Raw genomic sequence first — 22433 nt, 5'->3', positions numbered from 1 at the left:
TGAACGGGTGGCGTGACGCACGGTGTTCCGCGTCCCACCTCAGGAAAGGTCGACAATGGCAGTCACCCTTGACCAGACGATCGCGCAGAAGCAGCACACTTTCCTGTCGCGGCTCCTCGCCAACCAGACATTCTGGGTGGTGATCGCGGTCATACTCGCCTGCCTGTTCCTGTCCTTCGCGACCGATTCCTTCGCCACCTCGAAGAACCTTTTCAACATCACCCGCAACGTCACCTTCGTCGCCATCGTCGCGCTGGGCATGACCTTCGTCATCATTACCGGCGGCATCGACCTGTCCGTCGGCTCGGTGCTTTGCCTGTGCTCCATGGTGCTCGCCGTCACCATGCATGCCGGCTATTCGATCGAGATCGGCATCCTGGCCACGATCGTCACCGCGCTCGCCATCGGCGCCTTCAACGGCGTGCTCATCGCCTATGTCGGCTTTCCGCCTTTCGTGGTGACGCTCGGCATGCTCTCGGTCGCGCGCAGCCTTGCCATGGTCGCCTCCAACAACACCGTGGTCTTCCAGTTCGGCCCGGACCACCAGAAGCTCCTGGCGTTGGGCGGCGGCGCCTGGGTCTTCGGCATCGCCAATCCGGTTCTCTACATGATCATCCTGGCGCTGATCACCGGCTTCATCTTGCGCTGGACCAAGTTCGGCCGGCACATCTTCGCCATCGGCGGCAATGAGCACGCGGCGACGCTGACCGGCGTTCCCGTCAAGCAGATCAAGGTCGCCGTCTACATGATCTCGGCGCTGTCAGCGGGGCTCGCCGGCATCATCCAGACCGGTTGGCTTGGCGCCGTCACCACCAATCTCGGCACCGGCATGGAGCTGCAGGTCATCGCCGCCACCGTCATCGGCGGCGCCAATCTTGCCGGCGGCGTCGGCACCGCGCTCGGCGCCATCGTCGGCGCGGCTTTGATCGAGGTGATCCGCAACAGCCTCGGCCTGCTTGGCATCAACGCCTTCTGGCAAGGCACCTTCATCGGCGGCGCGATCATCCTGGCGGTGCTGTTCGACCGCATCCGCAATTTCAGGCGCAGCGATTAGCTCCTATCGCCCAGTCTGAAAATCGGTCCGGACGGCCGATGCGAGTCGGCCATCATTCCCGCCCGCCTTGACGCAGCCGCACCCCCGCCGCACTATCCTCCGGCAGGCGAAGGGAGGCCAGTCGCCTGCGGGAGGAACGATACCCATGACGGACGCGATCAGGCTCTACTGGGGCCGGTTCGGGCATGTTTCCGTGCTGAATGTCGCCAACGACTTCGTCACCCATGCCCATGGCGAGGCGCATCTCATCATCTGGCTGGAAGGCACGGCAGGCGAAATGACCATCGGTCGGGAAACGGTGCGGCTTGGGCCCGGCACCGCGGCGGGCATCAACTCGTTCCAGCCGCACAGCCACGCGCTGTCGCATGACGGCAGGCCCGGCCTGTTCCTGGCTTTCTACATCGACCCGGACTGGGCGCGCCGGCGCCGCGACCTGCCCTCATCGGCGCCACTGTTCACGCAGGCCGCGATCACGCTGGAGCCCTGGCTGCACCAGGCGGCGGCCAACCTGCTCGATCATCTCGCCGACAATGAGAGCATCGACGACGTCGCCAATTACGAGATCGAGCGCTTCATCGATTCAGTGCTCGACGCAGCGGATGCTTCGTCGCCGCAGATAGCCCGCGCGCGGATCAATACGATGCTCGACTTCCGTGTCCGCAAGGCGATCCAGCTGATGAAGGCCAATGTCTGCGAGCGCATCTCCTTCGACGATGTCGCCCGTTCGGTCGGGCTCTCCCGGCCGCATTTCTTTGCGCTCTTCAAGGAGCAGACCAACCTGACCCCGAACGTCTACTGGAACACGCTGCGCATGGAGGAAGCCGTGCGCCAGCTGCAGTGGTCGCAGGAGCCGCTGATCTCCGTCGCCTGCAATCTCGGCTTCACCACCCAGGGCAATTTCTCGCGCTTCTTCCGCGACCATGTCGGCGTGCCGCCGACGCTTTACCGCGAAGCCGCTCGGGCGACGGCCTGAAGCGCCTGTTTTTCCGACTGTTTGATACGCCTTCAAGACGCATTGATAAGCGCAAGCTGACCGACAGCCTTAGCCTTCTCCAGATCTTTGGAAGGGAACCCGTCTATGGCGAAAGTCACCATCTCAAGCGTCATCGACGCGCCGATCGAGCAGGTCTGGGCGCGCATCCGCGACTTCAACGGCCTACCTGGTTGGCATCCGCGCATGGTGGAAAGCCACATCGAGGACGGCAAGGACGCCACCACGATCGGCTGCGTGCGCAATTTCAAGCTGGTCAGCGGCGCGACATTGCGTGAAAAACTGCTCGACTTCTCAGACGAGAATTTCCTGGTCAGCTACTCCATCCTCGAAACGCCGCAGCCGCTCACCAATCACAAGGCGACGCTGCAATTGCGGCGCGTCACCGACGGCAACCGCACCTATGCGGAATGGACGGCGAGCTTCGACGCCGCGCCGGAGGAGGCCGACAAGCTGGCCGAGGGCATGGGCGCCAACGTCTTCCAGGGTGGCTTCAACGCCCTGAAGGCCCATTTCGCCGGCAACAGTTGAACCTGGGAGCGCGCCATGTCGCTTGCGCTGCAGACTTTTTCGAGCGTGAAAGACGCCAACACCGCGCTGCAGGCCGCCGGCACACGTTATCTCGGCGGCGGCACGCTGGTGGTCCGGGCCGCCAATGAAGGCGACGTGTCCACCTCCAGCCTGGTCCGCGTCACCGATCCTGGCCTCTCGCAAATCGCTGTTGCCGGCGGCAAGGTCCGGCTCGGCGCCTCCGTCACCATGGCCGCGATTGCCAGCCATCCCGAGCTTGCGGCGCTGGCGCCAGCCGCGCGTGCCGTCGGCGGGCCGGCGATCCGCAACATGGCGACCGTCGGCGGCAATCTGTTCGCCCCTGCCCCCTATGGCGATTTCGCCGTGGCGCTGCTGGCGCAGGACGCGACCGTCGTCACCGAAGACGGCGAGACGCCGATCGAGACCTTCCTGGCAGGCCGCGATACCAACCGCGCCATCGTCACCGCTGTCGGCTTTGCATTGCCCAAGGCCGAGAGCTTCCGTTTCCTAAAAGTGTCGCGCGTCAAACCCAAGGGTGTGTCGGTGCTGAGCATCGCCGCGCTTCTGCAACTTGCGGCCGACGGCACGGTGGTCTCGGCGCGGATCGCGTTGGGCTGCATGGCCGATCGCCCGATCCGCGCCACGGCGGCGGAGAAGGCGCTGCTCGGCTGCAAGCTCACGCCGCGGGAAATCGCGCCGGCGCTTGCCGCCGCGGCCGAAGGCATCGCGCCGATCACCGACCCGATCGCCAGCGCCTGGTATCGCGCCGAAGTCCTGCCGGTCCATCTCGGCCGGCTCTTGTCGAATTAATCCGTGGGGGACGCGCGTCTGTTCGGTTCATCCGGGCAGGCGCGCAGGGAGGAAAAATGGCGAAAGTCCCGGTTCAATTCACGCTCAACGGCGCCGAAAAGGCCGAATTCATCGAGAGCGGCACGACGCTGCTCAACGCGCTCAGGGACAAAATTGGCGACACCTCGCCCAAGGGCGGCTGTCATCAGGGCACCTGCGGCGCCTGCTCCGTCATCATTGACGGCGAGCTGAGGCTATCCTGCCTGACGCTGGCCGAGACCTGCAACGGCGCCGATATCAAGACCACCGCCGGCCTTGCCGAGGGTGGCGTGCTGCATCCGCTGCAGCGCGCCTTCCTCGATGCTTTCGCCACGCAATGCGGCTTCTGCACGCCGGGCATGATCATGGCGGCAAAAGTGCTTCTCGACCGCACGCCGAACCCCAGCCGCGAGGACGTGGTCGAGGCGCTGTCCGGCAACATCTGCCGCTGCACCGGCTATGAGCCGATCATCCAGGCAGTGCTGGTTGCCGCGCGCGCCAACTCGCAGAACGCCGCTTGAGGGAACGAGCCATGGAACTGCGCAAGGATTATTTCGCCGATGTCCGCAAGGACGGTCTCAACGAGATCGGCCAGCCGCGGCCGCGGCTCGATTCTCCGGGACATGTCACCGGCAAGACCGCCTATTTCGCCGACCGGAGCTTCCCGGGCATGCTGCATCTGAAGATGGTGCGCAGCCCGCATCATCATGCCCGCATCCGCTCGATCGACACGTCCGAAGCGGAAAAGCATCCGGGCGTCGTGCGCGTGCTGACCGCCAGGGACGTGCCGCACAACGTCTACACCATCCTGATCCTGATCCAGGTGGGTCCCGAGGACGAGACGGTGCTTGCCGACGGCAAGGTGCGCTGGAAGGGCGAGGCCGTGGTGGCGGTGCTGGCCGAGACCGAGCGCGCTGCGCAGGAAGCCGCCGCCAAGGTCAAGGTCGACTACGAGGTGCTCCCGGCGGTCTTCGACATGGAGGAGGCGCTGAAGCCCGGGGCCCCCTTGGTCAACGAGTATCACGGCCAGAACTATTATCTCTACGACAGCGGCGAATGCCGCAAGGTGCGCTTCGGCGACGTCGAGGCGGGCTTTGCCCAGGCCGACCACATCCTCGAACAGCCCTATCAGTCCTCGCCGATCGAGCACGCGCCGACCGAGACGACCGGCTGCGTTGCGGCGCCCGAGGGCAATGACCGCTTCACCTGCTACACCAACACGCAGGCGATGTTCTTCACCCTCGACAACGCTTCGATCATCCTGCAGATGCCGGGTTCGAAGCTGCATTTCGTCGGCGGCACGGTCGGCGGCGGCTTCGGCGGCAAGGTCGACGTCATCGTCGAGCCGATCGCCATTCTCGGCGCCAAGCTCACGGGACGCCCGGTCTCCTTCGTCTACAGCCGCGAGGAGGAGATGCAGATCTCCTCGCCGCGCGCGGCCGAGAAGATCGTCATCAAGGACGGCGTGATGAAGGACGGCCGCATCGTCGCGCGCAAGGTGACCGGCTACACCGACGCCGGCGCCTATTCGCGCCACTCGCCCTACGGCGCGCAGAAGGGCGCCGCGCACTATCCCGGGCCCTACACGATCCCGAATGTCTGGATCGACACCTACTGCGTCTACACCAACCGCACCCCTTCATCGGCCATGCGCGGCTTCGGCGTCACCATCGGTGACTTCGCGCTGGAAGTGCAGATGGACAGGCTGGCGCGGCTGATCGGCATGGACCCGCTCGAATTCCGCTTCATCAACGCCTATCGCGACGGCGACATGAAGGCGCATCGCCAGCCGACCGAGGGTGCGGCGCTGATCGAATGCATGCAGGAAGCCTCGCGCGCCGCCAACTGGCCGGTGGCGGAGAAATACATGGCGATGTCCTCCTACAGGAAGGAAGCCTGAGATGGCGATCCGGCGTGGACGCGGCGTCGCCGCGATCAACTATCCGACCGGCATGAACCTCGGCGGCGACCCGACCCAGGCGCTGGTCCATTCGACGCCGACCGGCAATTTCATGGTCACGCTTTCCAGCGTCGATCTCGGCCAGGGCATGAAGCAGATCATGGCGCAGATCTGCGCCGAGACGATCGGCGTGCCGACCGACCGCGTCGTCATCGACACCGCCGACACCGACACCGGCCCCCACTGCATGGGCACCTTCGCCTCACGCGGCACGCACCGCGCCGGCAATGCCGTCATCCAGGCCGCCAAGGAAGCCCGCCAGGTGATGCTGGAAGTGGCGGCCGAGGAGCTTGAGGTGAACGCCTCTGACCTCGAGACCGACGGCCAGGGCAACATCCAGGTGAAGGGTGCGCCGCAGAAATCGATCTCGATATTCGATGTCGCGCTGTCGGCGCATTTCAAGCGCGGCCGCTCGATCTCGGGTCGCGGCATGTTCCTGATCCCGCGCTCCTATCCGGAGAAGGAGACCGGCGCGATGAAGCCGTCGACCTGCTATGCCCATGCCTGCACCGTGGCCGAGGTCGAGGTCGACGACGAGACCGGCGAAGTGACGGTCCTCACCGTGAAAAATGTCTTCGAGATCGGCCGCGCGCTCAACCCGAAGATGGTCGAGCAGCAGCTGGTCGGCGGCTCCTGGATGGGCATTAGCCATGCGCTCTACGAGACGACGGAGCCTTATTATCCGAACCGCGACCATGGCGGCACCGACTTCAACCAGTATCTGATGCCCGGTCCCGGCGACCTCGCCGAGACCGAGATCATCGTCTTGGAGCGTCCTTCCGCCGACGGACCGTTCGGCGCCAAGGGTCCGGGCGAGATGTGCGCCAACCCGCAGATCCCGGCCGTCGCCAACGCCGTCTTCGATGCGGTCGGCGTTCGCATCGACACGCTGCCGATCACGCCCGAACGCATCCTGCGCGCACTGAAGGCGCGGGCCGCGAGCTGAGGGACGATGACCAGCGCCGACGCCGTTGAAATCGCGGCATCCCCGGAGGCGATAGCCGAACGCCTTGCCGCCTCGCGCTATTTGGCCGACGACAGCCTCGCGACAGCTATCTTCCTGGCGATCCGGCTCGGCAAGCCGCTGCTGCTCGAAGGCGCGCCGGGCGTCGGCAAGACCGAAGCCGCCAAGGCCGTGGCCGAGCTGCTCGGCCGCGAACTGGTGCGCCTGCAATGCTATGAAGGCATCGACGCCGGGCATGCGCTTTACGAATGGAACTACCAGCGCCAGCTGCTCGCCATCCGCCATGCCGGCGAGCACGAGATCGACATCTATGACGACCGTTTCCTGATCGCCCGGCCGCTGCTGCAGGTGCTGCGCGCGCCGGTCGAGCGTGTATTGCTTGTCGACGAGATCGACCGTTCGGACCACGAGTTCGAGGCGCTGCTTCTGGAATTCCTCTCCGACTTCCAGATCAGCATCCCCGAACGCGGCACGATCCGCGCGGCGACGCAACCGATCGTCATCCTGACTTCGAACCGCACGCGCGAGCTGGCCGAGGCGCTACGCCGGCGCTGCGTCTATCATTGGATCGGCTATCCCGACGCCCGGCGCGAGGCCGAGATCATCATGCTGCGCTCGGGCGATGTCGCCGAGGCGACCGCACGCGCGGTTGCGAACGCCGTGCAGGAAATCCGCGCGCGGCCTCTCGCAAAGCCGCCGGGCATCGCTGAAGCGGTGGAATGGGCGAATGCCGCGACCATCCTCGAAAAGGGCGGCAGCCCGTGGCCGGAGGCCTTTCGGCGGGCCATCGGCGTGCTGATCAAGGACGAGGAGGATTTGTCGGCGATCACGCCGGAACTGGGGAGGATTGTCGAGGAGGCGCTGGCGTGATGGGCGACTTCGACAATCCCTTCTCCCCGTTCACGGGGAGAAGGTGCCCCGAAGGGGCGGATGAGGGGCAGCGCCATTCTGGGCAGAAGTCGGCGCTGCCCCTCACCTGCCTGCCGGCATCCTCTCCCCGTGAACGGGGAGAGGAAAGCTTACCTCGCGCCGCCGCGCCTTTCCTCGGCTTCGCCCGACTGCTGCGCCGCCACGCCTTCCCTATCGCCCCCGAACAAACCACCAGCTTTATGCGAGCGGTGACCCTGCTCGGCCCCCGCTCGATGAGCGACATCCGCGAGGCGGCGCTTGCGACACTTGCGCCCTCGCCCGATCGCCGCGGCGAATTCGAGGCGCATTTCCGCGCCTATTTCTACGGCGACGCCAAGCCCTTGATAGAGGGCGAAGAGGACGACGAGACCCGCGTCAAGGACGATCGCGGCGCGCGCGAGGAAGAAAGACAAACCATTCGCCAGGAAAAAGGCGGCGAGCTGTCCTCGGCGCTCGAGCAGCTGAGCAGCCGCGATTTCCAGCGCGACGCCGATGGCCTCAGCCCGTTCCGCCGCAAGCTCGTATCCGCCCTGCCCGCCCGCCGCTCCTTCCGCACCACCCGCACCCACTCGCGCGGCACGCTCGACCTCAGGCGTTCGCTGAGCGAAATCGTCAGCGCCGATGGCGACATACCCTCGCCGCTGCTGCGCCGCCGGCAGGCCGTGCCGCGCAAACTGCTCCTGCTCATCGATGTCTCCGGCTCGATGAAGCTGCACACGGCCGATTACCTCAAGCTCGCGCACGCCGCCGTGCAGGGCGCGGACCGCGCCGAGGTCTTCACCTTTGGCACGCGGCTCACCCGTATCACCTTGACCCTGCGCATCCGCGACCGCGAGCAGGCGCTCGCCCGCGCAGCGGCTCTGGTCGACGATTGGGACGGCGGCACTCGCATGGGGCCGACGCTGCTCGCTTTCCTATCCGTGCCGCGCTTCTCCGCCTTCGCGCGCGGCGCCTGCGTCGTCATCCTGTCCGATGGGCTGGAACGCGGCAGCCATGCCGACCTGGAGATCGCAATGCGCCGCCTCAGCGCCCGCGCCTTCCGCCTGTCGCTGGCGACACCGCTCGCCGGCGATCCGCGCTTTCGCCCGGCAACGACGGCACTGCGCGCCATCCTGCCTCTGTTGGATGATCTGGTCGACGGCTCGTCGATCGGACCCCTGACCGATTTCATCCTGTCGCTCGCCCGCCCCGCCCCGGCTGCCGAGACTATCTGGAAAAAGGTATTGTGATGCAGAAAGCCATCGACGCGCATTTTCACGTCTGGCGCCAAAAGGACCAGCCCTGGCTGGCCGGCCCGATGGTGCCGCGCATCTTCGGCCCCTACGAGCCGATCCGCCGCGACTATCCGATCACGGAATTCCTTGAGGACCAGAAAGGCTCGGGCGTCGAGAAGGCCGTCTATGTCCAGACCAACTGGGCCAAGGAGGATTTCGAGAAGGAAGTCGCCTTCCTGCAGAAGACGGCGCAAGAAACCGGTTGGCCACACGCCATCGTCGGCTATGCCGACATGACGGTCGATGACGTTCGCCCGCAGATCGACCGATTGATGAAATACAAGCTGCTGCGCGGCGTGCGCATGCAGCTGCACTGGCACGAGACTCCCGCCTTCCGCTTCGCCGCCTCGGCCGATCAGGTGATCGACCCGAAAGTGCGGAAGAACGTGGCGCGGCTGAAGGATTACGGCCTTTCCTTCGACCTGCAGCTTTTTCCCGCGCAGATGAAGGACGGCCTGACGCTGGTCGGCGAGAACCCTCAGACGAATTTCATCCTCACCCATGCCGGCATGCTGACCGGCATGGAGCCGGAAACGACCGAAGCATGGAAGGCCGGCCTGCGGATTCTCGCGATGGCGCCCAATGTCTACGCCAAGCTGTCGGGGCTTGGCACCTTCGTTCACCGCAACGACCCGGAGCTTATCGCCTACATCGTCGACAACGCGATCGATATCCTCGGCAGCGACCGGCTGATGTTCGGCTCCAACTTCCCGATCGAGAAGCTCTGGACCAGCCATGCCGAGCTTATCAACGCGCACCGCGCAGCGGTGGCGAGGCATGGTGCAAAGGCCGAGGCGGACATCTTCTGGAATACGGCGGAAAAGGTCTATCGGCCGGTGTAGCGCGACCTCCCCTTCTCCCCTTGCGGGAGAAGGTGGCTCGGCGCGCAGCGCCGAGACGGATGAGGGGTGATGGAAGGAATGAGGCGCCGCAAAAATCAAATGCTTTCAGCATTTTAGATCATCAGCGCCTCACTCCGCTGGAACACCCCTCATCCGTCCGAGCTGCGCTCCGCCACCTTCTCCCACAAGGGGAGAAGGGAAAGTCGGCGCCTCACTTCACCTCGAATTGCGGGTCGACCGGTATCTGCATCGCCGTCACCAGATGGTTCGTCTGCCCGGCGAGCCCGATGATCGACACCAGCTCGCCATGCTGCGCATCGGTCATGCCTTTGGCCCGCGCGGCGGCGGTGTGCGAATGGATGCAGTAGGAGCAGCCATTGGCGGTCGAGACGGCGATATAGATCATTTCCTTGGTCAGCGGATCGATGGCGCTGTCGGCGACCATCACCGCCTTGAGCTGCTCCCACACCCGCTTCAGCGCCGCCGGATCATTGGCCAGCCCGCGCCAGAAATTGTTGACGAAATCGGACTTCCGCGTCGCGCGGATATCGTCGAACACGGCCTTCACCGCCGGGATTTGCTCGGCCTCGGCGTCGCTGAGGAGTTTCGTGGTGGCCATGGTTCGGTCCTTTCGTTTGAGTCGTTGGGGGAATTCGTTGAATCAAGCGTTGCGCATAGACGGCTAACCCGTTTTTCCAGCTCAATTTTTAGGGCGCGAAAGCACGGGACCGCAGCGGTTGGTCGAAGCACCTCAACGTCGTCATTTTAGGGCGGAGCAAGGAGCGAAGCGACGCGGCAGACCCTAGAATCCATTCCGTGACCTTGGCCAAGGAATACAGCGGCGCAGAAATCTGCACCTGAGCAGCGCTCGAAGGTAACGGCATGGATCCTCGGGTCTGCGCGCGTCGCTTCGCTCCTTGCTCCGCCCGTGGATGACGACATGACGGACGACTCGGCCAATCTCCATGGGTATCGATCCAACCGTGCGATCATCCGTCGTCGCCACACACCCTAGTGCACCGCCGCATACATAATCTTCTCCTCCGTCGCCTCCGCCGGCGAGAACTCCTCGACGATGCGGCCCTGGCGGCAGACCAGGATGCGGTCCGACAGGTTCATGATCTCCGGCAGGTAGGACGAGATGACGACGACGGCGAGGCCCTCGTCGGCCAGCCGGTTGATGATCTGGTGGATCTCGGCGATGGCGCCGACATCGACGCCGCGCGTCGGCTCGTCGAAGATGACGATGCGCGGCTGCTGCACCAGCCCCTTGCCGATCACCACTTTCTGCTGGTTGCCGCCGGAGAGCTCGACCACGCGCGCATTGTCGTTGATCGCCTTGATGTTGAGCGTTTTGGTCCATTCGGCCGAGAGCTGCCGCATTTCCTGCTGGTTGATTACCCAGGCCTTTTCGCGGCCGGCGGCGAGCAACCCGCCGAACAGGTTCTCGGCGATGCCCATCGTCTCGAAGATGCCTTCGCTCTTGCGGTCCTCGGTGACGTAGACGATGCCGTCGGCCACCGCTTCACTCGGCACCAGATAGCGCACCGGCTTGTCATCGAGCTCGATCGCGCCGCCGCGCAAAAAATCGCGCTTGTAGATGCCCGACACGATCTTGAACGTCTCGGTGCGGCCCGAGCCGATGAGGCCGAACACGCCGGTGATCTGGCCTTCGAAGATCGAGAAGGAATTATTGCGCACGATGTTGCTCATCGAGATGTCCTGCACCGAGAGCGCTTTCTTGCCGGCCTTGCGCAGCTTCGCCTCGTCGCGCTGGCGGTAGATCTGCCCCGTCAGCGAACGTCCGACCATGGCGGCGACGATCCTGTCGCGGTCGAAGGCGGAGGTGTCATCGGTAATCACCAGTTCGCCGTCGCGCAAAATGGTGATGCGGTCGGCGATCATCAGCGCTTCTTCCAGCGCATGGCTGATGAAGACGATGGAGACGCCGCGCGCCTTGAGCCTCCGGATCAGCGCGAAGAAATGGCGCTTCTCCTCCGGCGTCAGGGTCGCGGTGGGCTCGTCGAAGATGATGATCTCTGCATTGTGGTGGACGGCGCGCGCGATCTCCACCATCTGTCGCTTGGCGGCGCCAAGTGTGGCCACCATCGCATTGGGATCGACCGGAAAATTCAGCGACTGCAGGAACTGCTGCGCCGAGATGTATGTGCCGCGCAGCCGGTTGAGGAATTTTTCAGTGCCGAGATAGAGGTTCTGCGCTACCGTCATCGACGGCACCAGACTGGTCTCCTGGAACACCATGGCGATGCCGGCTCCAAGTGCTGCATGCGGCGAGGCGTAAGCCGTCTCGACGCCATTGTGGAACATCTTGCCCGACGTCGCATCGACGACGCCGGCGATGATCTTGGTCAGCGTCGACTTGCCCGCGCCGTTCTCGCCGAGCAGCGCATGGATCTCGCCCTTCCTCAGGTCGAACGTGACGTTCTTCACCGCCGGTACGCCGCGATAGGTCTTGGTGACGTTTTCCAGTCGGACGATCGGTTCCATCAGAAACCTCCCGTATCGAGCGCCAGCACGCAGTCGCCGCCTTTCGAGGCGACGAAAAGGCGGCCATCCCGTTCGGCCACGCTGCAGATGCCGTGGCGCGTGCCATTGGCGCGGCTGTGCAGGCTGAATTGCGGCTGCAGGGCCGGGTCGAGCTTCACGACGAGCCCGTAAGAGCGGTTGGGCGACCACGGCTTGTGGATGCCCATGGTGCGGATGCCGCCGCATTGCAGCGGCTCGAGGAAGCTGCGGCTGGAGGCGAGCGCCGGCGCGATCCAATAGGCCGGCGGCACCTGGTCGATCATGTCCTGGCGATAATGCGTTTCCTGCAGCACGAATTCGATCAGCCGGTTGCGCGGCGCGAACAGCGTCAGCCAGGCGCCACCATCGCCGGCCGGCGACAGCCGCGCGGGGTAGCCGGGCAGATGCGTCAGCACCGTCGACCGGTTGCCGTTCGAGCCGTCGAAGCGCACAAGCTGGTGACGCCAGCTTTCGCTCACCAGCACATCGGCGCCGATCGGATGCAGCCCATAGGGAAAGGCGATGTCGCCGGCGATCCGCTGGAAACCGATACCCCCTGGCCCGCAGCGCCACAGCGACCCGGACGCGCCCTTCTTCATCAGGTCGGCCGCCCATTGCGGAGGCAGGTGCTGTGCCGAACCATTGGCCAGCCACAGCGTGCCGTCACCGGCATAGGCCAGCGCGGTGATGCACCTTAATTCGGCTGGCAGCGAAACCTCCTTGCCGGCAATGAGCAGCTTGCCGTTTTCCAATCCGACAGTCAGGTCTCCCTCTGGCGACAGTGCCAGCGCGGTGACGGGAGACTGAAAGGCCTCGACCACGACGGGCTGGGAGCCGGCCGCGATCGCAAAGACGGCGTTGCCGCTGGAGACGAGCAGCCGGCCGTCGGCCGTCAGCAGATTGTCCGGTTCTGCCAGTTCGGCGAAGGCCGGCGCGTCGTCCAGCCGCGTGTTGGGACGGAAGGCGCCGTCGAGCGGCGGAATGGTGACCGCCTTGCCGCGAAAGACATCCAGGATCGGGTCGAGGATCATGGCTTTGCTCCCCAATAGGAAGCGGGGCTGGTCCAGTTCGGGTCGGCGCCCGAAATCTTGTAGCGGCCGATGCGGTTGTTGAGGATGCCGCCGACGAACAGATAGCCCTTGTGCTCGCGCATCGACGTGACCATCGGATGCGCGTTGCCGGAAAGATCGCCGAGCGTCTCGACGATGCCGCCCTTCTCGTTGAACTTCACCACGCCGCCTGTGTTGATGTTGGGGAACAGCCATTCGTCCTGCGGCAGGCGCCGCGTCATGCGCTTGCGCATGTCTGGGTGGCGCAGCGACAGGTCGAAGCTCGGCGTGCGCATGCCGAGCCAGGCCATCCAGTAATTGCCGTCGGAGGCGCGATTGATGTTATCGGGATAGCCTGGCATGTCGCGGATGACGCATTCGGCGGTGCCGGCCTTCGGCCCTTCCAGCCAGTAGCGATGCACGCGGCAGGCCCAGCTTTCGGCGAAGAACAGCGACTTGCCGTCATGCGCCATGCAGACGCCGTTGGTGTAGCGGTAACCGTCGAGCAGCGTCTTGGTCGAGCCGTCCTTCGGATCGTAGACCAGCAGGCGTCCGGTGGCGCGGTTCTCGATCGAGTCCAATGCCCAGTCATGCGCGTCATAGCGCTTGGTCGAATCCGTGAAATAGATGCGGCCGTCCGGCGCGATGTCGCAGTCGTTCGGGTCGCGCAGGCGCGCATCGTCGACGATCGAGGTCCAGGAGCGCGACGTTTCGGCCGAAAGGCGCTTCACCTCGCGCTCCGGCGAGACCGAATAGAGCCCCATGGCGCCGACGCAGCTGATCAGATTGCCTTGCTTGTCGAAAGCAAGCCCCAGTGGAAAGCCGCCGATATGGGCAAACACCTCCGACTTGACATAGTCCGGCGCGAAGAAGCGGACGATCTCGCCATGGCGGGTGCCGCAATAGAGATGGTCGTCACGATCGAGGATGACGTCCTCCGGCCCTTCCAATTCACCCAACCCGATATGGTCCGCTGCCGACAGCCGGTTGTCGAGCTCGTAGGGCGTGCCGGAGCCGGGCGCGGCCGATTGCGTCTCGCCCATCTTGAGATAGACCGGCGCGACATAGACCTCGTTCAGCACCTTGTGGCGGTTCTTCAGCCAGCGGATGTCGATGGTGACGGCGACCGCGAGCAGAATGCCGAGCACCATCTGGTTGGTGCCGGTGCCGTAGCCGAGCCGGATCAAGCCATTGGTCATGGTGAGCACGATGATGGCGCCCATCAGGCCCTTGACCACCGAGCCGCGTCCACCGCCGAGGCTGACGCCCCCGACCACCGCCGCCGTCAGCGCCATGATCTCGAGATTGAGGCCGGTGCCCGGGCCCGCCCCGCTCAGCCGGCAGGCGATGAGAAACCCGCCGATCGACGAGCAGAAGCCGGAAAAGACATAGGTCATGAAGACGGTGCGGCGCACGCGGATGCCGGCATTGTGCGCCGAACGCCGCGAGCCGCCTACCGCCAGCACATGCCAGCCTGGCCGCGATCGCGTCAGCGCGATATGCGTGACGATGGCGAGGATGACGGCCAGCCAGACCGAGACCGAAAGGCCCCAGAATGTCCCGTCGCCGATAAAATCGAGCACGTCGGAGGCGGCCTGGGAAAGCTGCACGTCGGCGGCATAGGTGCTGACCAGTATGTCGAACAGCGCGCGCCCGAAGATGAAGGTGACCAGCGTGGTGAGAAAGGCGCGCAGCCTGAGATACCCTACGAGGTAGCCGTTGATGGCGCCGAAGACGAGGCCGGTGGCGAGCGCCGCGGCCAGGGACAGCCAGATCGACTGCTCGAGGATGAAGAAGACATAGACGGCGGAAAAGCAGGACAAAGCGAAGATCGAGCCGACCGAGAGGTCGATGCCGCCGCCCAGCATCACCACCGTCATGCCGATGACCACCAGCGAGAATTCGCCGAGCTGGCGTGTCGATTCCTGCAGCGAGTTGAGCTTGAAGAAACCCGGAATGATCGAGCCGAAGACGCCGAGCGTCGCCACCAGCGCCAGGAACGGTATGGCGTTGTCGGTCCAGCGCTTGGTCAGTATCTCGCCGACCAAATGATCGGGCACGAGATTGTAGCGCCAGGCCTGGAGGCGTTCACGAAAAGTCATCGGCGGCTGCTGTCATTCAGACGGGAAAAGAGGTGGCCGGAACGATCCGGCCACCTCGTGGATGCGTTCGGGAGCCGCGCCTTATTTCGCCGCCGCTTCCGCCTGCAGCGCCTTCAGGTCCCAGCAGCTGTCGGGCTTGAGATCCGCCTTCGTCGTCGCCTTCTCCAGCGTGTAAATATAGGTGTGCGAGGTGCCGGCCGGCTGGCCGCTCTGCAGCAGGAACTTGATGATGGCGTTCATGTCGCCCGACTGGCGGGCGAGGTCGGTCATCACCACGGCGCCATAGGTGCCGTCCTGGAGCTTGTCGCAGTCGGCCGTCTTCTCGCCGCCGCCGGTGGTGACCAGGAACACCTTGCCGTCGAGCTTGGCGTCGCGGATTGCGGCGGATGCCCCGGTGGCGTCGCCATCCCAGAAGTCGATGATCGAGCAGATGTCGGGGTGCTGCTGCAGCATCGTCGTTGTCACGTTGCGCGACGTGGTCGCGTCCCAATTGGAATCCGGCTTGGCGACGACCTGGAAGTCGGGATGCTTCTCCAGCACCTTCATGATGCCGGCATACTGGTAGAGGCTGGACGAGTTCGCCTGGTCGCCCTGCACAAGACCGATCTTCTTGGACGAATTCTCGCCGCAGCCCTTGATGGCCGCTTCCGCTTCGAGCTGGCCGAGCTTGTCCCAGTCGCTGCCGACGAAGGCATCGGCCGGGAAGTTGGCGGGATTGTCGACCAGGATCACATAAGTGCCGGCAGCCTGCGCCTTCTTCATCAGCTTCGAATAGGAGTTGAGGTCCGGCGCATGGATGATCAGAACATCCGGCCGGGTGTCGGAAGCGATGGCGTCGGTGATCGCCTGCGCGCCGGCATCGACCACCCAGTTCGGATCGCGGGTCTCGAACGTGCCGCCCCAGGCCTCGACTTCCTTCTTCAGGTAGTGCGCCCAGCCTTGCGCCAGGTCGAAGCCCATCGCCAGCGGAACCAGCATGACGCGCTTGCCGTTGAGCGCCTTGGCATAGGCGGCGGGACCTGGATCGTCGGCGGCGAAGCTCGGCGCCGCGAAGGCGGTAACGGCGAGCGCCGTGGCGGCGGCCATCAATGTTCTAAGTAGTCTCATGTCACACCTCTGGTTCGGTTTTCATTGCCGGGCGATCGTCGCGATCGCTCCGGGTACCCCAAAGCAAGATGGGCTGGCCCATCTGCTCTAAATATCGCCCTGTTGCGCGGTCTGCTCGTCGCGCGGGTTGATGATGCCGTCGACGATGATGGCTCCGAGCAGGATCGCCGCCTTGATCAGGTTCTGGTAGAGCAGCGGAATGTCGATGATGGTCATGGCGTTGAGCAGGATGCCGATCAGTGCTGCTCCCACCAGTACGTTGCGCACCCCGCCCCTGCCGCCCGAAAGGCCGATGCCGCCGATCACCGCCACCAGCACGATGTCGTAGAGCAGGGTCGAATTGACGACGCGCGTGTTGATCGAATGCAGGCTGGCCGCCGTGAGCAGGCCGGCGATCAGCGCCACGACCGCCGAAAGCGCGTAGCGCAGCACCAGCATGGGGCGCACCGGAATGCCGATGTTGCGCGCCGCGACCGGGTTGTCGCCGGCGAAATAGATGAAGCGGCCCCATTTGGTGTAGCGCAGGAACAGGAAGACCAGGAACGCCAGTCCGGCAAAGACGAAGACCTCGACCGGGATGTCGAGGAAGCGCAGGCCACCGAGCAGCTCCACCCAATGGCCCTGCGGCACCGGAACGGCATCCTGCGTGATCAGTTGCGAGCGCACATAGCCGAAGACGAAGGAGCCCGTGGCCAAAGTGACGAAGATCGCCGGAACGTCGGCATAGGCGACCAGAAAGCCGTTGAGCAGGCCGATGGCTAGAACGCCCGCCAGCACATAGGCGAAGGCCAGCCCGTCCGAGGTGCCGGTGTTGAGCAGTTGCAGGTACCAGGCGACCGACATCGCCATGATCGCCACTGCCGACAGGTCGATGCCGCGCCCGATAATGACGACCGCCATGCCGAGCGCCAGAATGCCGAGCACCGAGACGGAGCGGACGATGGCCACCAGATTGTCGGCGGTCAGGAACCCGGGCAGGCCGAGCGCAGCGGCGGCGAACAAAAGGATGGCGATGGCAAAGACAATGCCTTCCTGATTGAGGCGCCTCCAGTTCGGCCAGCCGATCGCGTTCATCGCTTTTGTCTTTCGCCCCGATGGCAAGGCCCTGCAAGCCGCCATCCCGCACGAAAGCTAATCGGCCCGACAGCGGCTCGTCAAATGAATCCGCGTTCAAGAACCGCCCCTCTCCGACTATTTTCCGAGTGGACGCATCGATTGCCGTAACTGGCGCAATAGGCGGAAACTCTTGGGCTTTTTGGCTGTTCGTTGCCCCAATCGCGCGGCCCGCGGAAGAACCCGTTCGAAGGCGACGCGGCCGGCGGAATTTGAGTCCGCGAAATCCCCGCGGCGCGACCTCAATCGTTCGTCGAATGCCCCGAAACCTCGGCGCCGGCATTGGCCGGCAGCACCAGGAAACGCATCGCCGCGGCAAGACCAAGCAGGCCGATCGCGACGAAGGTGATTCTGAAGTCGACGACATCTGGCAAGGCTTCGCCCCTGACGATCTGCGACAGGTTGAGGATCGCCGCCGCGATCGCCACGCCGAACAGCATCGAGATCTGCTGCAGCATGCTCGAGAGCGTCGCCGCCGAGCTGCGCTGCGGCGCGCCGATATCGGCGAAGGCAAGCGTGTTGAGCGCCGTGAACTGCATCGAGCGCGTGAGACCGGCAACCAGCATCAGCGCCACCACCAGCACCTGCGGCGTCTGCGGCGAGATCGCGCCGCAAGCCATGATCGCCGCCGATGCGATCGCCCCGTTCACCACCATCACGGTGCGGAAGCCGAAGCGCCTGAGTGTCGGCGTCGTGACCGTCTTCATGCCGAGATTGCCGAGGAAATACGCCAGCACCAGCAGTCCGGCATCGACCGGACGCAGGCCGAAGCCGACCTGGAACAGCAGCGGCAGCAGGAAGGGCGTGGCGTTGATGGCGACACGGAAGACCGTGCCCGCGGCAAGTGTCGAGATCGCGAAGGTCAGCACCTTGAAAGCCGAAAGGTCGAGCAGCGGATGCCGGGCCTGCAAAAGGTGGCGAACGGCGAACCAGCCGATCACGATGCCGATGCCGATTGAGCCTATCGTCGGCAGCAGGCCGTCCTGCGGATGTGCCAGGCGCTCGAGCCCGTAGAGCATCACTGCAAGGCCGAGCGAGGTGAGGAAAAAGCCCGGCCAATCGAATGGCTTCGCCTCGGAATCGCGGTCGCCCGGCACGAAGCGGGCAACGAGCGCAAGTCCGGCCAGCCCCAGCGGCGCGTTGATGAAGAAGTTCCAGTGCCAGGAGAGATAGGTGGTGATGAAGCCGCCAAGCACCGGCCCGACCACCGGCGCGAACAAAGCCGGCCAGGTTATCAGCGCCGTCGCGGCGATCAATTCGGACTTCTCGGCGTTGCGCAACACCAGGATGCGGCCGACCGGCGTCATCAGCGCGCTGCCAAGACCCTGCACGATGCGGGCGGCGACGAACTGGGTCAGGCTCTGCGAAAAGCCACAGGCGACCGAGGCCAGCGTGAACAGCGCGATCGCCAGGAGGAAAATATTGCGCGCGCCAAAACGGTCGGCAAGCCAGGCCGACAGCGGCACGAACACCGCCATGGTCAGCATATAGGCGGTGATGCCGATGCTCATCGCCACCGCCGGCACGCCGAAGGACTGCCCCATCTGCGGCAGCGAGGTCGAGATGATCGTCGAATCGAGCAGTTGCATGAAGAAGGCGACCGCCACGATCAGCGCGACACGACGTGACTGACGCGCGGGATTTGCGGGGGACACGGCTGCGTTGTCGGGAATGCTGGTCATGACGCGGTGGTTGAACAGCATAAGCCCGGTCCAGTCCAGAGCTTATCCAACAAACTTTCGTGTCGCCTCTCCGCCTGTTATGGAAGAGCGCGGGCCGGCCGAGGGAAACGCATGAAGCCTATCTACATCGACTACCTCAACGCTCTCGACATCGAAGCGCTTGCCATGACCGACGCCGAGATCATCGGCGCCGTCGAGGCCGGACTCGTCGCGCAGGGCAAGGGCCAGACCGTTATCGAGCCGCGCGTCCATCTCGAGCCGGATCCCTCCTTCCACGGCCACTTCAACGTGCTGCGCGGCTATGTGGCGCCGCTCGACGCCGCCGGCGTGAAGATCGTCGGCGACTATGTCGACAATTACATGCAGGGCCTGCCGTCGGAATTCGGCATCCTCAATCTTTTCGATCCGCGCACCGGCACGCCGCGCGCCATTCTCGACGCCACCGTCATCACCGACATGCGCACGGGCGCGGTCACCGCCATCGGCGCCAAGCATCTGGCGAAGAAGTCGTCCAAGGTGCTCGCCCATATCGGCGCGCGCGGCACCGCCTATTGGAACGTACGGCTGCTCGACCACCTCTTCGACTTCGACGAGATCCGCGTCCATTCGCGCAGGCCCGAAAGCCGTGACGCCTTCGCCGCGAAGCTCGCCGCCGACCTCGGCAAGCCGGTCCTGGCCGTGGCCAACTGGAAAAGCTGCGTCGAAGGCGCCGACATCGTCGTTGAGGCCTCGCGGCTGCCGGAGCCGCAGCCGCTGCTCAAGACCGAATGGATCAAGCGCGGCGCGCTGGTCGTGCCCTTCGGCACGATGAGCGCGGTCGAGCTGTCGCTCACCGACATCATGCAGAAGATCGTCGTCGACGACTGGGGCCAGTGCAAGGGCGGCAAGTTCGGCTCGCTGCGCGCCCATGTCGAGACGGGACGGCTGAGCGAGGCGACTTTGCATGCCGAGCTCGGCCAGATCGCCGCCGGCCTGAAGCCGGGCCGGCAAAGCGATGGCGAGACGATCCTGTTCTGGCATCGCGGCCTCTCGCTCTCCGACATCGCGCTCGGCAAGGCCATGCTCGCCAAGGCCGGCGAAAACGGCATCGGCCAGAGGCTGCGCTTCGCATGACCCCGCTCGTTCTCACCGGCGCCGGCGTCAGCATCGAGGATGTGGTTGCCGCCGCGCGCAATGCCTGCAAGGTCGAGGTCACCCCTTCCGTCCTCGAAAAGCTCACCAAGGCGCGCCAAGTCCTCGATGCCGCCGCGGCCGGCGGCCAGCAGATCTACGGGCTGAACACCGGACTCGGCGCCAATCTTGTCACCGCGGTCGAAGGCGACGCGAGCGCTTTCCAGCGCCAGCTTCTCGACGGGCGTGGCGCCGCAGTCGGGGAAGCGTTGCCGATACAGACCGTGCGAGCGGTGATGTTTGCCCGCATCGCCATGCTTTCGGCCGGTGGCTCCGGTCTCTCGCCGCATGTGTTCACGGCACTCGTCGAAGCCCTCAATGCCGGCGTCCATCCGGTCATGCCGTCGCTGGGCTCGATCGGCGCCGGTGACCTGGTGATGATGACGGCGATCGCGCACACACTGATCGGTGAAGGCGACGCCGACTACCAGAGCCGTCGCATGCCCTCTGCCAAGGCGCTGATGATGGCGCGTCTGGCGCCGGTCAGTCTGGCGCCGAAGGACGGTCTGTCGCTAATCAATGCCTCGGCGGTTTCGGCTGGCGCCGGTGCGCTGGCGCTTGTCGACGTCCTGTCGGCGATGGAACAGCAGCAACAGGCCGGCGCGCTGACCATGGAGGCGCTCGGCGCAAACCGCACCATTCTGGACCCGCGCCTGCATGTAGCCCGCCCTGCGGCATGCCAGGCGCTGGCCGCAAAGACGCTGCGAGAGCTGCTCGCGCGCGACCATGAACCGGCGCCGACCACCATTCAGGATCCGCTCTCGATCCGCTGCATGCCCTCGATTCACGGCGCGCTGATCCAGGCGATCGATCACGCCAGGCTGGCGGTCGAGATCGAGTTGAACGCGGCCGCCGACAACCCGCTGGTGCTTGCGGAGGACGCGCTCGTGCTGTCGACCGGCAATTTCCATACCTCGTCGCTGGCGCTCGCTTTCGAGACGCTTGGCCTAGCGATTGCGCAATGCGCGGCAGCCTGCGCCGCCCGTTTCATCCAGCTCACCGGCTCCAGCCGCCACGGCCTGCCAAAATATCTGTCGCCGATCGGCGGCGCATCAGCTGGCTTCGTGCCGTTGCAGAAAACGGTCACGGCAATCCTCGCCGCCATCCGCCAGAAGGCCAATCCAGCAATGCTCGACTTCCTGCCGGTGTCAGAGGGCGTCGAGGATCACGCCACCCAGACACCACTCACCATCGCCAAATGTGGCGAGATGATCGTGCTGTGGCGGCGTCTGATCGCCTTGGAGCTGATGGCGGCGGCCCAGGCCGTGGACCTGCGCGAAGGGTTGGTGCTGGCGCCGGCAACCGGGGTGATCCACGCAGCGGTCCGCTCTCATGTCGCGACGCTCAAGGAAGACCGGCCTCTGGGGACCAGTGCCAACACACTCTACGCCGCGCTCGCCGACGGAACGTGGCGAGCCTAAAAGCATGTCTCCCGACAAGTGGGCCCTGTTTCGGGATAAAGACATGCTTAAAATTAGAAACTTAAAGCAGGACCTATCGCCGCCCGTTCAGGTCTTTCCGTCCACCTTCTTCATGAAGAGGGTGAGCTCGTCCGGATCCATGTGCACGATGTGCCTGTCTTCCGGATAGGCGCCGCTGTTGACGTCGGCGACATATTCGGAAAACGCCGCGATGCGCTCCTGCTGCAGCCGGTCATATTCGGCTGCGAAGTTGCGGTAGACCTTCGAGTGGCGCGGCATGTGACCGCGATTGGCGCCGAGAATATCCTCGGCGAACAGATATTGCGCGTCGCAGCCGGTGCCCGCGCCCATCGACAGCATGATCAACGAAGTGCGCTCGGAGATCGCCTTCGCCACCTCCACCGGCACGACCTCGATTTCGGCGCCGATGGCGCCGGCGGCTTCCAACTGCTTCACCGCCTCGAACACCTGCATGGCCGTATCCGCGGTCTTGCCGACGGCCTTGAAGCCGCCGGTCCAGGTCGCGCGGGAAGGAATGAGGCCGACATGGCCGATTACCGGAATGGCGTCGTCGGCCATGCGTTTGATCGTGGCATAGCCGGCGCTGCAATAGACCGCGTCGGCGCCGGCCTTGTAGAGCCTGAAAGCCCAACGCAGGAAATCGTCGGGGGTGCCGATTTCGAAGAAGTTCTCGCCGGGCATGGTGAAGAGGCTGGGCGCCGCATCGCGATACTGCGGATTGAGCACCAGCTCCGGCGTCACCGAGACGATGTCCACCCCTGCCCGCTCAGCGGCCTCGGCCTCTTCCAGCGTCAGAACGCGCAGCATGGTCAGCTGCCGCTTGCCCTTCATCGCGCGCAGATCGGCGACGGTCGGTCTCTTTCGGCTCATCGGACTTCGGTTCCCTCTA

The 22433-nt window shown here is 64.8% G+C and carries 20 protein-coding genes; 12 read left to right on the top strand and 8 right to left on the bottom strand.

Annotated features, from left to right (window positions below; all coding sequences use genetic code 11):
- The first annotated feature begins 55 nt into the window (after positions 1–55).
- The 10 genes from EJ069_RS02900 to EJ069_RS02855 all read left to right on the top strand — a co-directional run bounded on the left by EJ069_RS02900 (position 56) and on the right by EJ069_RS02855 (position 9353).
- Positions 56–1054 (top strand): ABC transporter permease, encoded by a 999-nt coding sequence (locus EJ069_RS02900; protein WP_042637227.1) that lies wholly within the window; start codon positions 56–58, stop codon positions 1052–1054.
- Between the two features lie 145 nt (positions 1055–1199).
- Positions 1200–2027: an AraC family transcriptional regulator gene (locus tag EJ069_RS02895; protein WP_126059997.1), complete on the top strand. Its 828-nt coding sequence runs from the start codon at positions 1200–1202 to the stop codon at positions 2025–2027.
- 105 nt (positions 2028–2132) lie between these two features.
- The gene (locus EJ069_RS02890) at positions 2133–2576 is read left to right on the top strand and encodes an SRPBCC family protein (protein WP_126059996.1); all 444 of its coding nucleotides are present in this window, start codon (positions 2133–2135) and stop codon (positions 2574–2576) included.
- 15 nt (positions 2577–2591) lie between these two features.
- Complete coding sequence (locus tag EJ069_RS02885) at positions 2592–3386, top strand: FAD binding domain-containing protein (protein ID WP_126059995.1); 795 nt, start codon at positions 2592–2594, stop codon at positions 3384–3386.
- A 56-nt stretch (positions 3387–3442) separates the two neighbouring features.
- The gene (locus EJ069_RS02880; protein WP_126059994.1) at positions 3443–3925 is read left to right on the top strand and encodes a (2Fe-2S)-binding protein; all 483 of its coding nucleotides are present in this window, start codon (positions 3443–3445) and stop codon (positions 3923–3925) included.
- Positions 3926–3936: 11 nt separating this feature from the next.
- The gene (locus tag EJ069_RS33685) at positions 3937–5304 is read left to right on the top strand and encodes a xanthine dehydrogenase family protein molybdopterin-binding subunit (RefSeq protein ID WP_126059993.1); all 1368 of its coding nucleotides are present in this window, start codon (positions 3937–3939) and stop codon (positions 5302–5304) included.
- A 1-nt stretch (position 5305) separates the two neighbouring features.
- Entirely contained in the window at positions 5306–6310 is a 1005-nt protein-coding gene (locus tag EJ069_RS33680; RefSeq protein WP_126059992.1) for a molybdopterin cofactor-binding domain-containing protein, read from the top strand.
- A 6-nt stretch (positions 6311–6316) separates the two neighbouring features.
- Positions 6317–7198: a MoxR family ATPase gene (locus EJ069_RS02865; RefSeq protein WP_126059991.1), complete on the top strand. Its 882-nt coding sequence runs from the start codon at positions 6317–6319 to the stop codon at positions 7196–7198.
- Positions 7195–8466: a VWA domain-containing protein gene (locus EJ069_RS02860; protein WP_245456423.1), complete on the top strand. Its 1272-nt coding sequence runs from the start codon at positions 7195–7197 to the stop codon at positions 8464–8466. Before EJ069_RS02865 ends, EJ069_RS02860 begins: the two co-directional genes overlap by 4 nt.
- Positions 8466–9353: an amidohydrolase gene (locus EJ069_RS02855; RefSeq protein ID WP_189476142.1), complete on the top strand. Its 888-nt coding sequence runs from the start codon at positions 8466–8468 to the stop codon at positions 9351–9353. The genes EJ069_RS02860 and EJ069_RS02855 overlap by 1 nt, the downstream gene beginning before the upstream one ends.
- Before the next feature lie 211 nt (positions 9354–9564).
- On the opposite strand, the gene EJ069_RS02850 is transcribed toward EJ069_RS02855, so the two are convergent.
- The 7 genes from EJ069_RS02850 to EJ069_RS02820 all read right to left on the bottom strand — a co-directional run bounded on the left by EJ069_RS02850 (position 9565) and on the right by EJ069_RS02820 (position 18932).
- Positions 9565–9972: a carboxymuconolactone decarboxylase family protein gene (locus EJ069_RS02850; protein WP_126059989.1), complete on the bottom strand. Its 408-nt coding sequence runs from the start codon at positions 9970–9972 to the stop codon at positions 9565–9567.
- A 392-nt stretch (positions 9973–10364) separates the two neighbouring features.
- On the bottom strand, positions 10365–11861 hold the full coding sequence (locus EJ069_RS02845; RefSeq protein ID WP_126059988.1) for a sugar ABC transporter ATP-binding protein: 1497 nt from the start codon (positions 11859–11861) through the stop codon (positions 10365–10367).
- Positions 11861–12910 (bottom strand): hypothetical protein, encoded by a 1050-nt coding sequence (locus EJ069_RS02840; protein WP_126059987.1) that lies wholly within the window; start codon positions 12908–12910, stop codon positions 11861–11863. Before EJ069_RS02840 ends, EJ069_RS02845 begins: the two co-directional genes overlap by 1 nt.
- On the bottom strand, positions 12907–15030 hold the full coding sequence (locus tag EJ069_RS02835; protein ID WP_126059986.1) for an SMP-30/gluconolactonase/LRE family protein: 2124 nt from the start codon (positions 15028–15030) through the stop codon (positions 12907–12909). Before EJ069_RS02835 ends, EJ069_RS02840 begins: the two co-directional genes overlap by 4 nt.
- A gap of 81 nt (positions 15031–15111) precedes the next feature.
- On the bottom strand, positions 15112–16137 hold the full coding sequence (locus tag EJ069_RS02830; protein ID WP_126059985.1) for a sugar ABC transporter substrate-binding protein: 1026 nt from the start codon (positions 16135–16137) through the stop codon (positions 15112–15114).
- An 87-nt stretch (positions 16138–16224) separates the two neighbouring features.
- On the bottom strand, positions 16225–17211 hold the full coding sequence (locus EJ069_RS02825) for an ABC transporter permease (RefSeq protein ID WP_126059984.1): 987 nt from the start codon (positions 17209–17211) through the stop codon (positions 16225–16227).
- Between the two features lie 281 nt (positions 17212–17492).
- The gene (locus EJ069_RS02820) at positions 17493–18932 is read right to left on the bottom strand and encodes a DHA2 family efflux MFS transporter permease subunit (RefSeq protein ID WP_126064611.1); all 1440 of its coding nucleotides are present in this window, start codon (positions 18930–18932) and stop codon (positions 17493–17495) included.
- Between the two features lie 111 nt (positions 18933–19043).
- Between EJ069_RS02820 and EJ069_RS02815 the strand changes: the two genes are divergently transcribed.
- Entirely contained in the window at positions 19044–20045 is a 1002-nt protein-coding gene (locus EJ069_RS02815; RefSeq protein ID WP_126059983.1) for an ornithine cyclodeaminase family protein, read from the top strand.
- Positions 20042–21523 carry a histidine ammonia-lyase gene (gene hutH, locus EJ069_RS02810; protein WP_126059982.1) on the top strand — a complete coding sequence of 494 codons (1482 nt, stop codon included), beginning with the start codon at positions 20042–20044 and terminating at the stop codon, positions 21521–21523. The genes EJ069_RS02815 and hutH overlap by 4 nt, the downstream gene beginning before the upstream one ends.
- An 87-nt stretch (positions 21524–21610) precedes the next feature.
- Here the strand turns inward: hutH and EJ069_RS02805 are convergent, their stop codons facing one another.
- Complete coding sequence (locus tag EJ069_RS02805) at positions 21611–22414, bottom strand: 3-methyl-2-oxobutanoate hydroxymethyltransferase (RefSeq protein ID WP_126059981.1); 804 nt, start codon at positions 22412–22414, stop codon at positions 21611–21613.
- Positions 22415–22433 lie beyond the last annotated feature (19 nt).

The organism is Mesorhizobium sp. M2A.F.Ca.ET.043.05.1.1, from assembly GCF_003952445.1.
In the GTDB taxonomy this organism is placed as follows: Bacteria; Pseudomonadota; Alphaproteobacteria; order Rhizobiales; family Rhizobiaceae; genus Mesorhizobium.
Note: the sequence above shows the minus strand (reverse complement) of the source record. Positions and strands in the feature narration are given on the sequence as shown.

Bases quoted from the DNA above. Each gene is read 5' to 3' on its own strand.
- EJ069_RS33680 (WP_126059992.1), top strand. From the start codon at position 5,306: ATGGCGATCCGGCGTGGACGCGGCGTCGCCGCGATCAACTATCCGACC.
- EJ069_RS02830 (WP_126059985.1), bottom strand. From the start codon at position 16,137: ATGAGACTACTTAGAACATTGATGGCCGCCGCCACGGCGCTCGCCGTT.
- EJ069_RS02900 (WP_042637227.1), top strand. From the start codon at position 56: ATGGCAGTCACCCTTGACCAGACGATCGCGCAGAAGCAGCACACTTTC.
- EJ069_RS02815 (WP_126059983.1), top strand. From the start codon at position 19,044: ATGAAGCCTATCTACATCGACTACCTCAACGCTCTCGACATCGAAGCG.
- EJ069_RS02885 (WP_126059995.1), top strand. From the start codon at position 2,592: ATGTCGCTTGCGCTGCAGACTTTTTCGAGCGTGAAAGACGCCAACACC.
- hutH (WP_126059982.1), top strand. From the start codon at position 20,042: ATGACCCCGCTCGTTCTCACCGGCGCCGGCGTCAGCATCGAGGATGTG.
- EJ069_RS33685 (WP_126059993.1), top strand. From the start codon at position 3,937: ATGGAACTGCGCAAGGATTATTTCGCCGATGTCCGCAAGGACGGTCTC.
- EJ069_RS02805 (WP_126059981.1), bottom strand. From the start codon at position 22,414: ATGAGCCGAAAGAGACCGACCGTCGCCGATCTGCGCGCGATGAAGGGC.
- EJ069_RS02845 (WP_126059988.1), bottom strand. From the start codon at position 11,861: ATGGAACCGATCGTCCGACTGGAAAACGTCACCAAGACCTATCGCGGC.
- EJ069_RS02865 (WP_126059991.1), top strand. From the start codon at position 6,317: ATGACCAGCGCCGACGCCGTTGAAATCGCGGCATCCCCGGAGGCGATA.
- EJ069_RS02825 (WP_126059984.1), bottom strand. From the start codon at position 17,211: ATGAACGCGATCGGCTGGCCGAACTGGAGGCGCCTCAATCAGGAAGGC.
- EJ069_RS02850 (WP_126059989.1), bottom strand. From the start codon at position 9,972: ATGGCCACCACGAAACTCCTCAGCGACGCCGAGGCCGAGCAAATCCCG.
- EJ069_RS02820 (WP_126064611.1), bottom strand. From the start codon at position 18,932: ATGACCAGCATTCCCGACAACGCAGCCGTGTCCCCCGCAAATCCCGCG.
- EJ069_RS02880 (WP_126059994.1), top strand. From the start codon at position 3,443: ATGGCGAAAGTCCCGGTTCAATTCACGCTCAACGGCGCCGAAAAGGCC.
- EJ069_RS02840 (WP_126059987.1), bottom strand. From the start codon at position 12,910: ATGATCCTCGACCCGATCCTGGATGTCTTTCGCGGCAAGGCGGTCACC.
- EJ069_RS02835 (WP_126059986.1), bottom strand. From the start codon at position 15,030: ATGACTTTTCGTGAACGCCTCCAGGCCTGGCGCTACAATCTCGTGCCC.
- EJ069_RS02895 (WP_126059997.1), top strand. From the start codon at position 1,200: ATGACGGACGCGATCAGGCTCTACTGGGGCCGGTTCGGGCATGTTTCC.
- EJ069_RS02890 (WP_126059996.1), top strand. From the start codon at position 2,133: ATGGCGAAAGTCACCATCTCAAGCGTCATCGACGCGCCGATCGAGCAG.
- EJ069_RS02855 (WP_189476142.1), top strand. From the start codon at position 8,466: ATGCAGAAAGCCATCGACGCGCATTTTCACGTCTGGCGCCAAAAGGAC.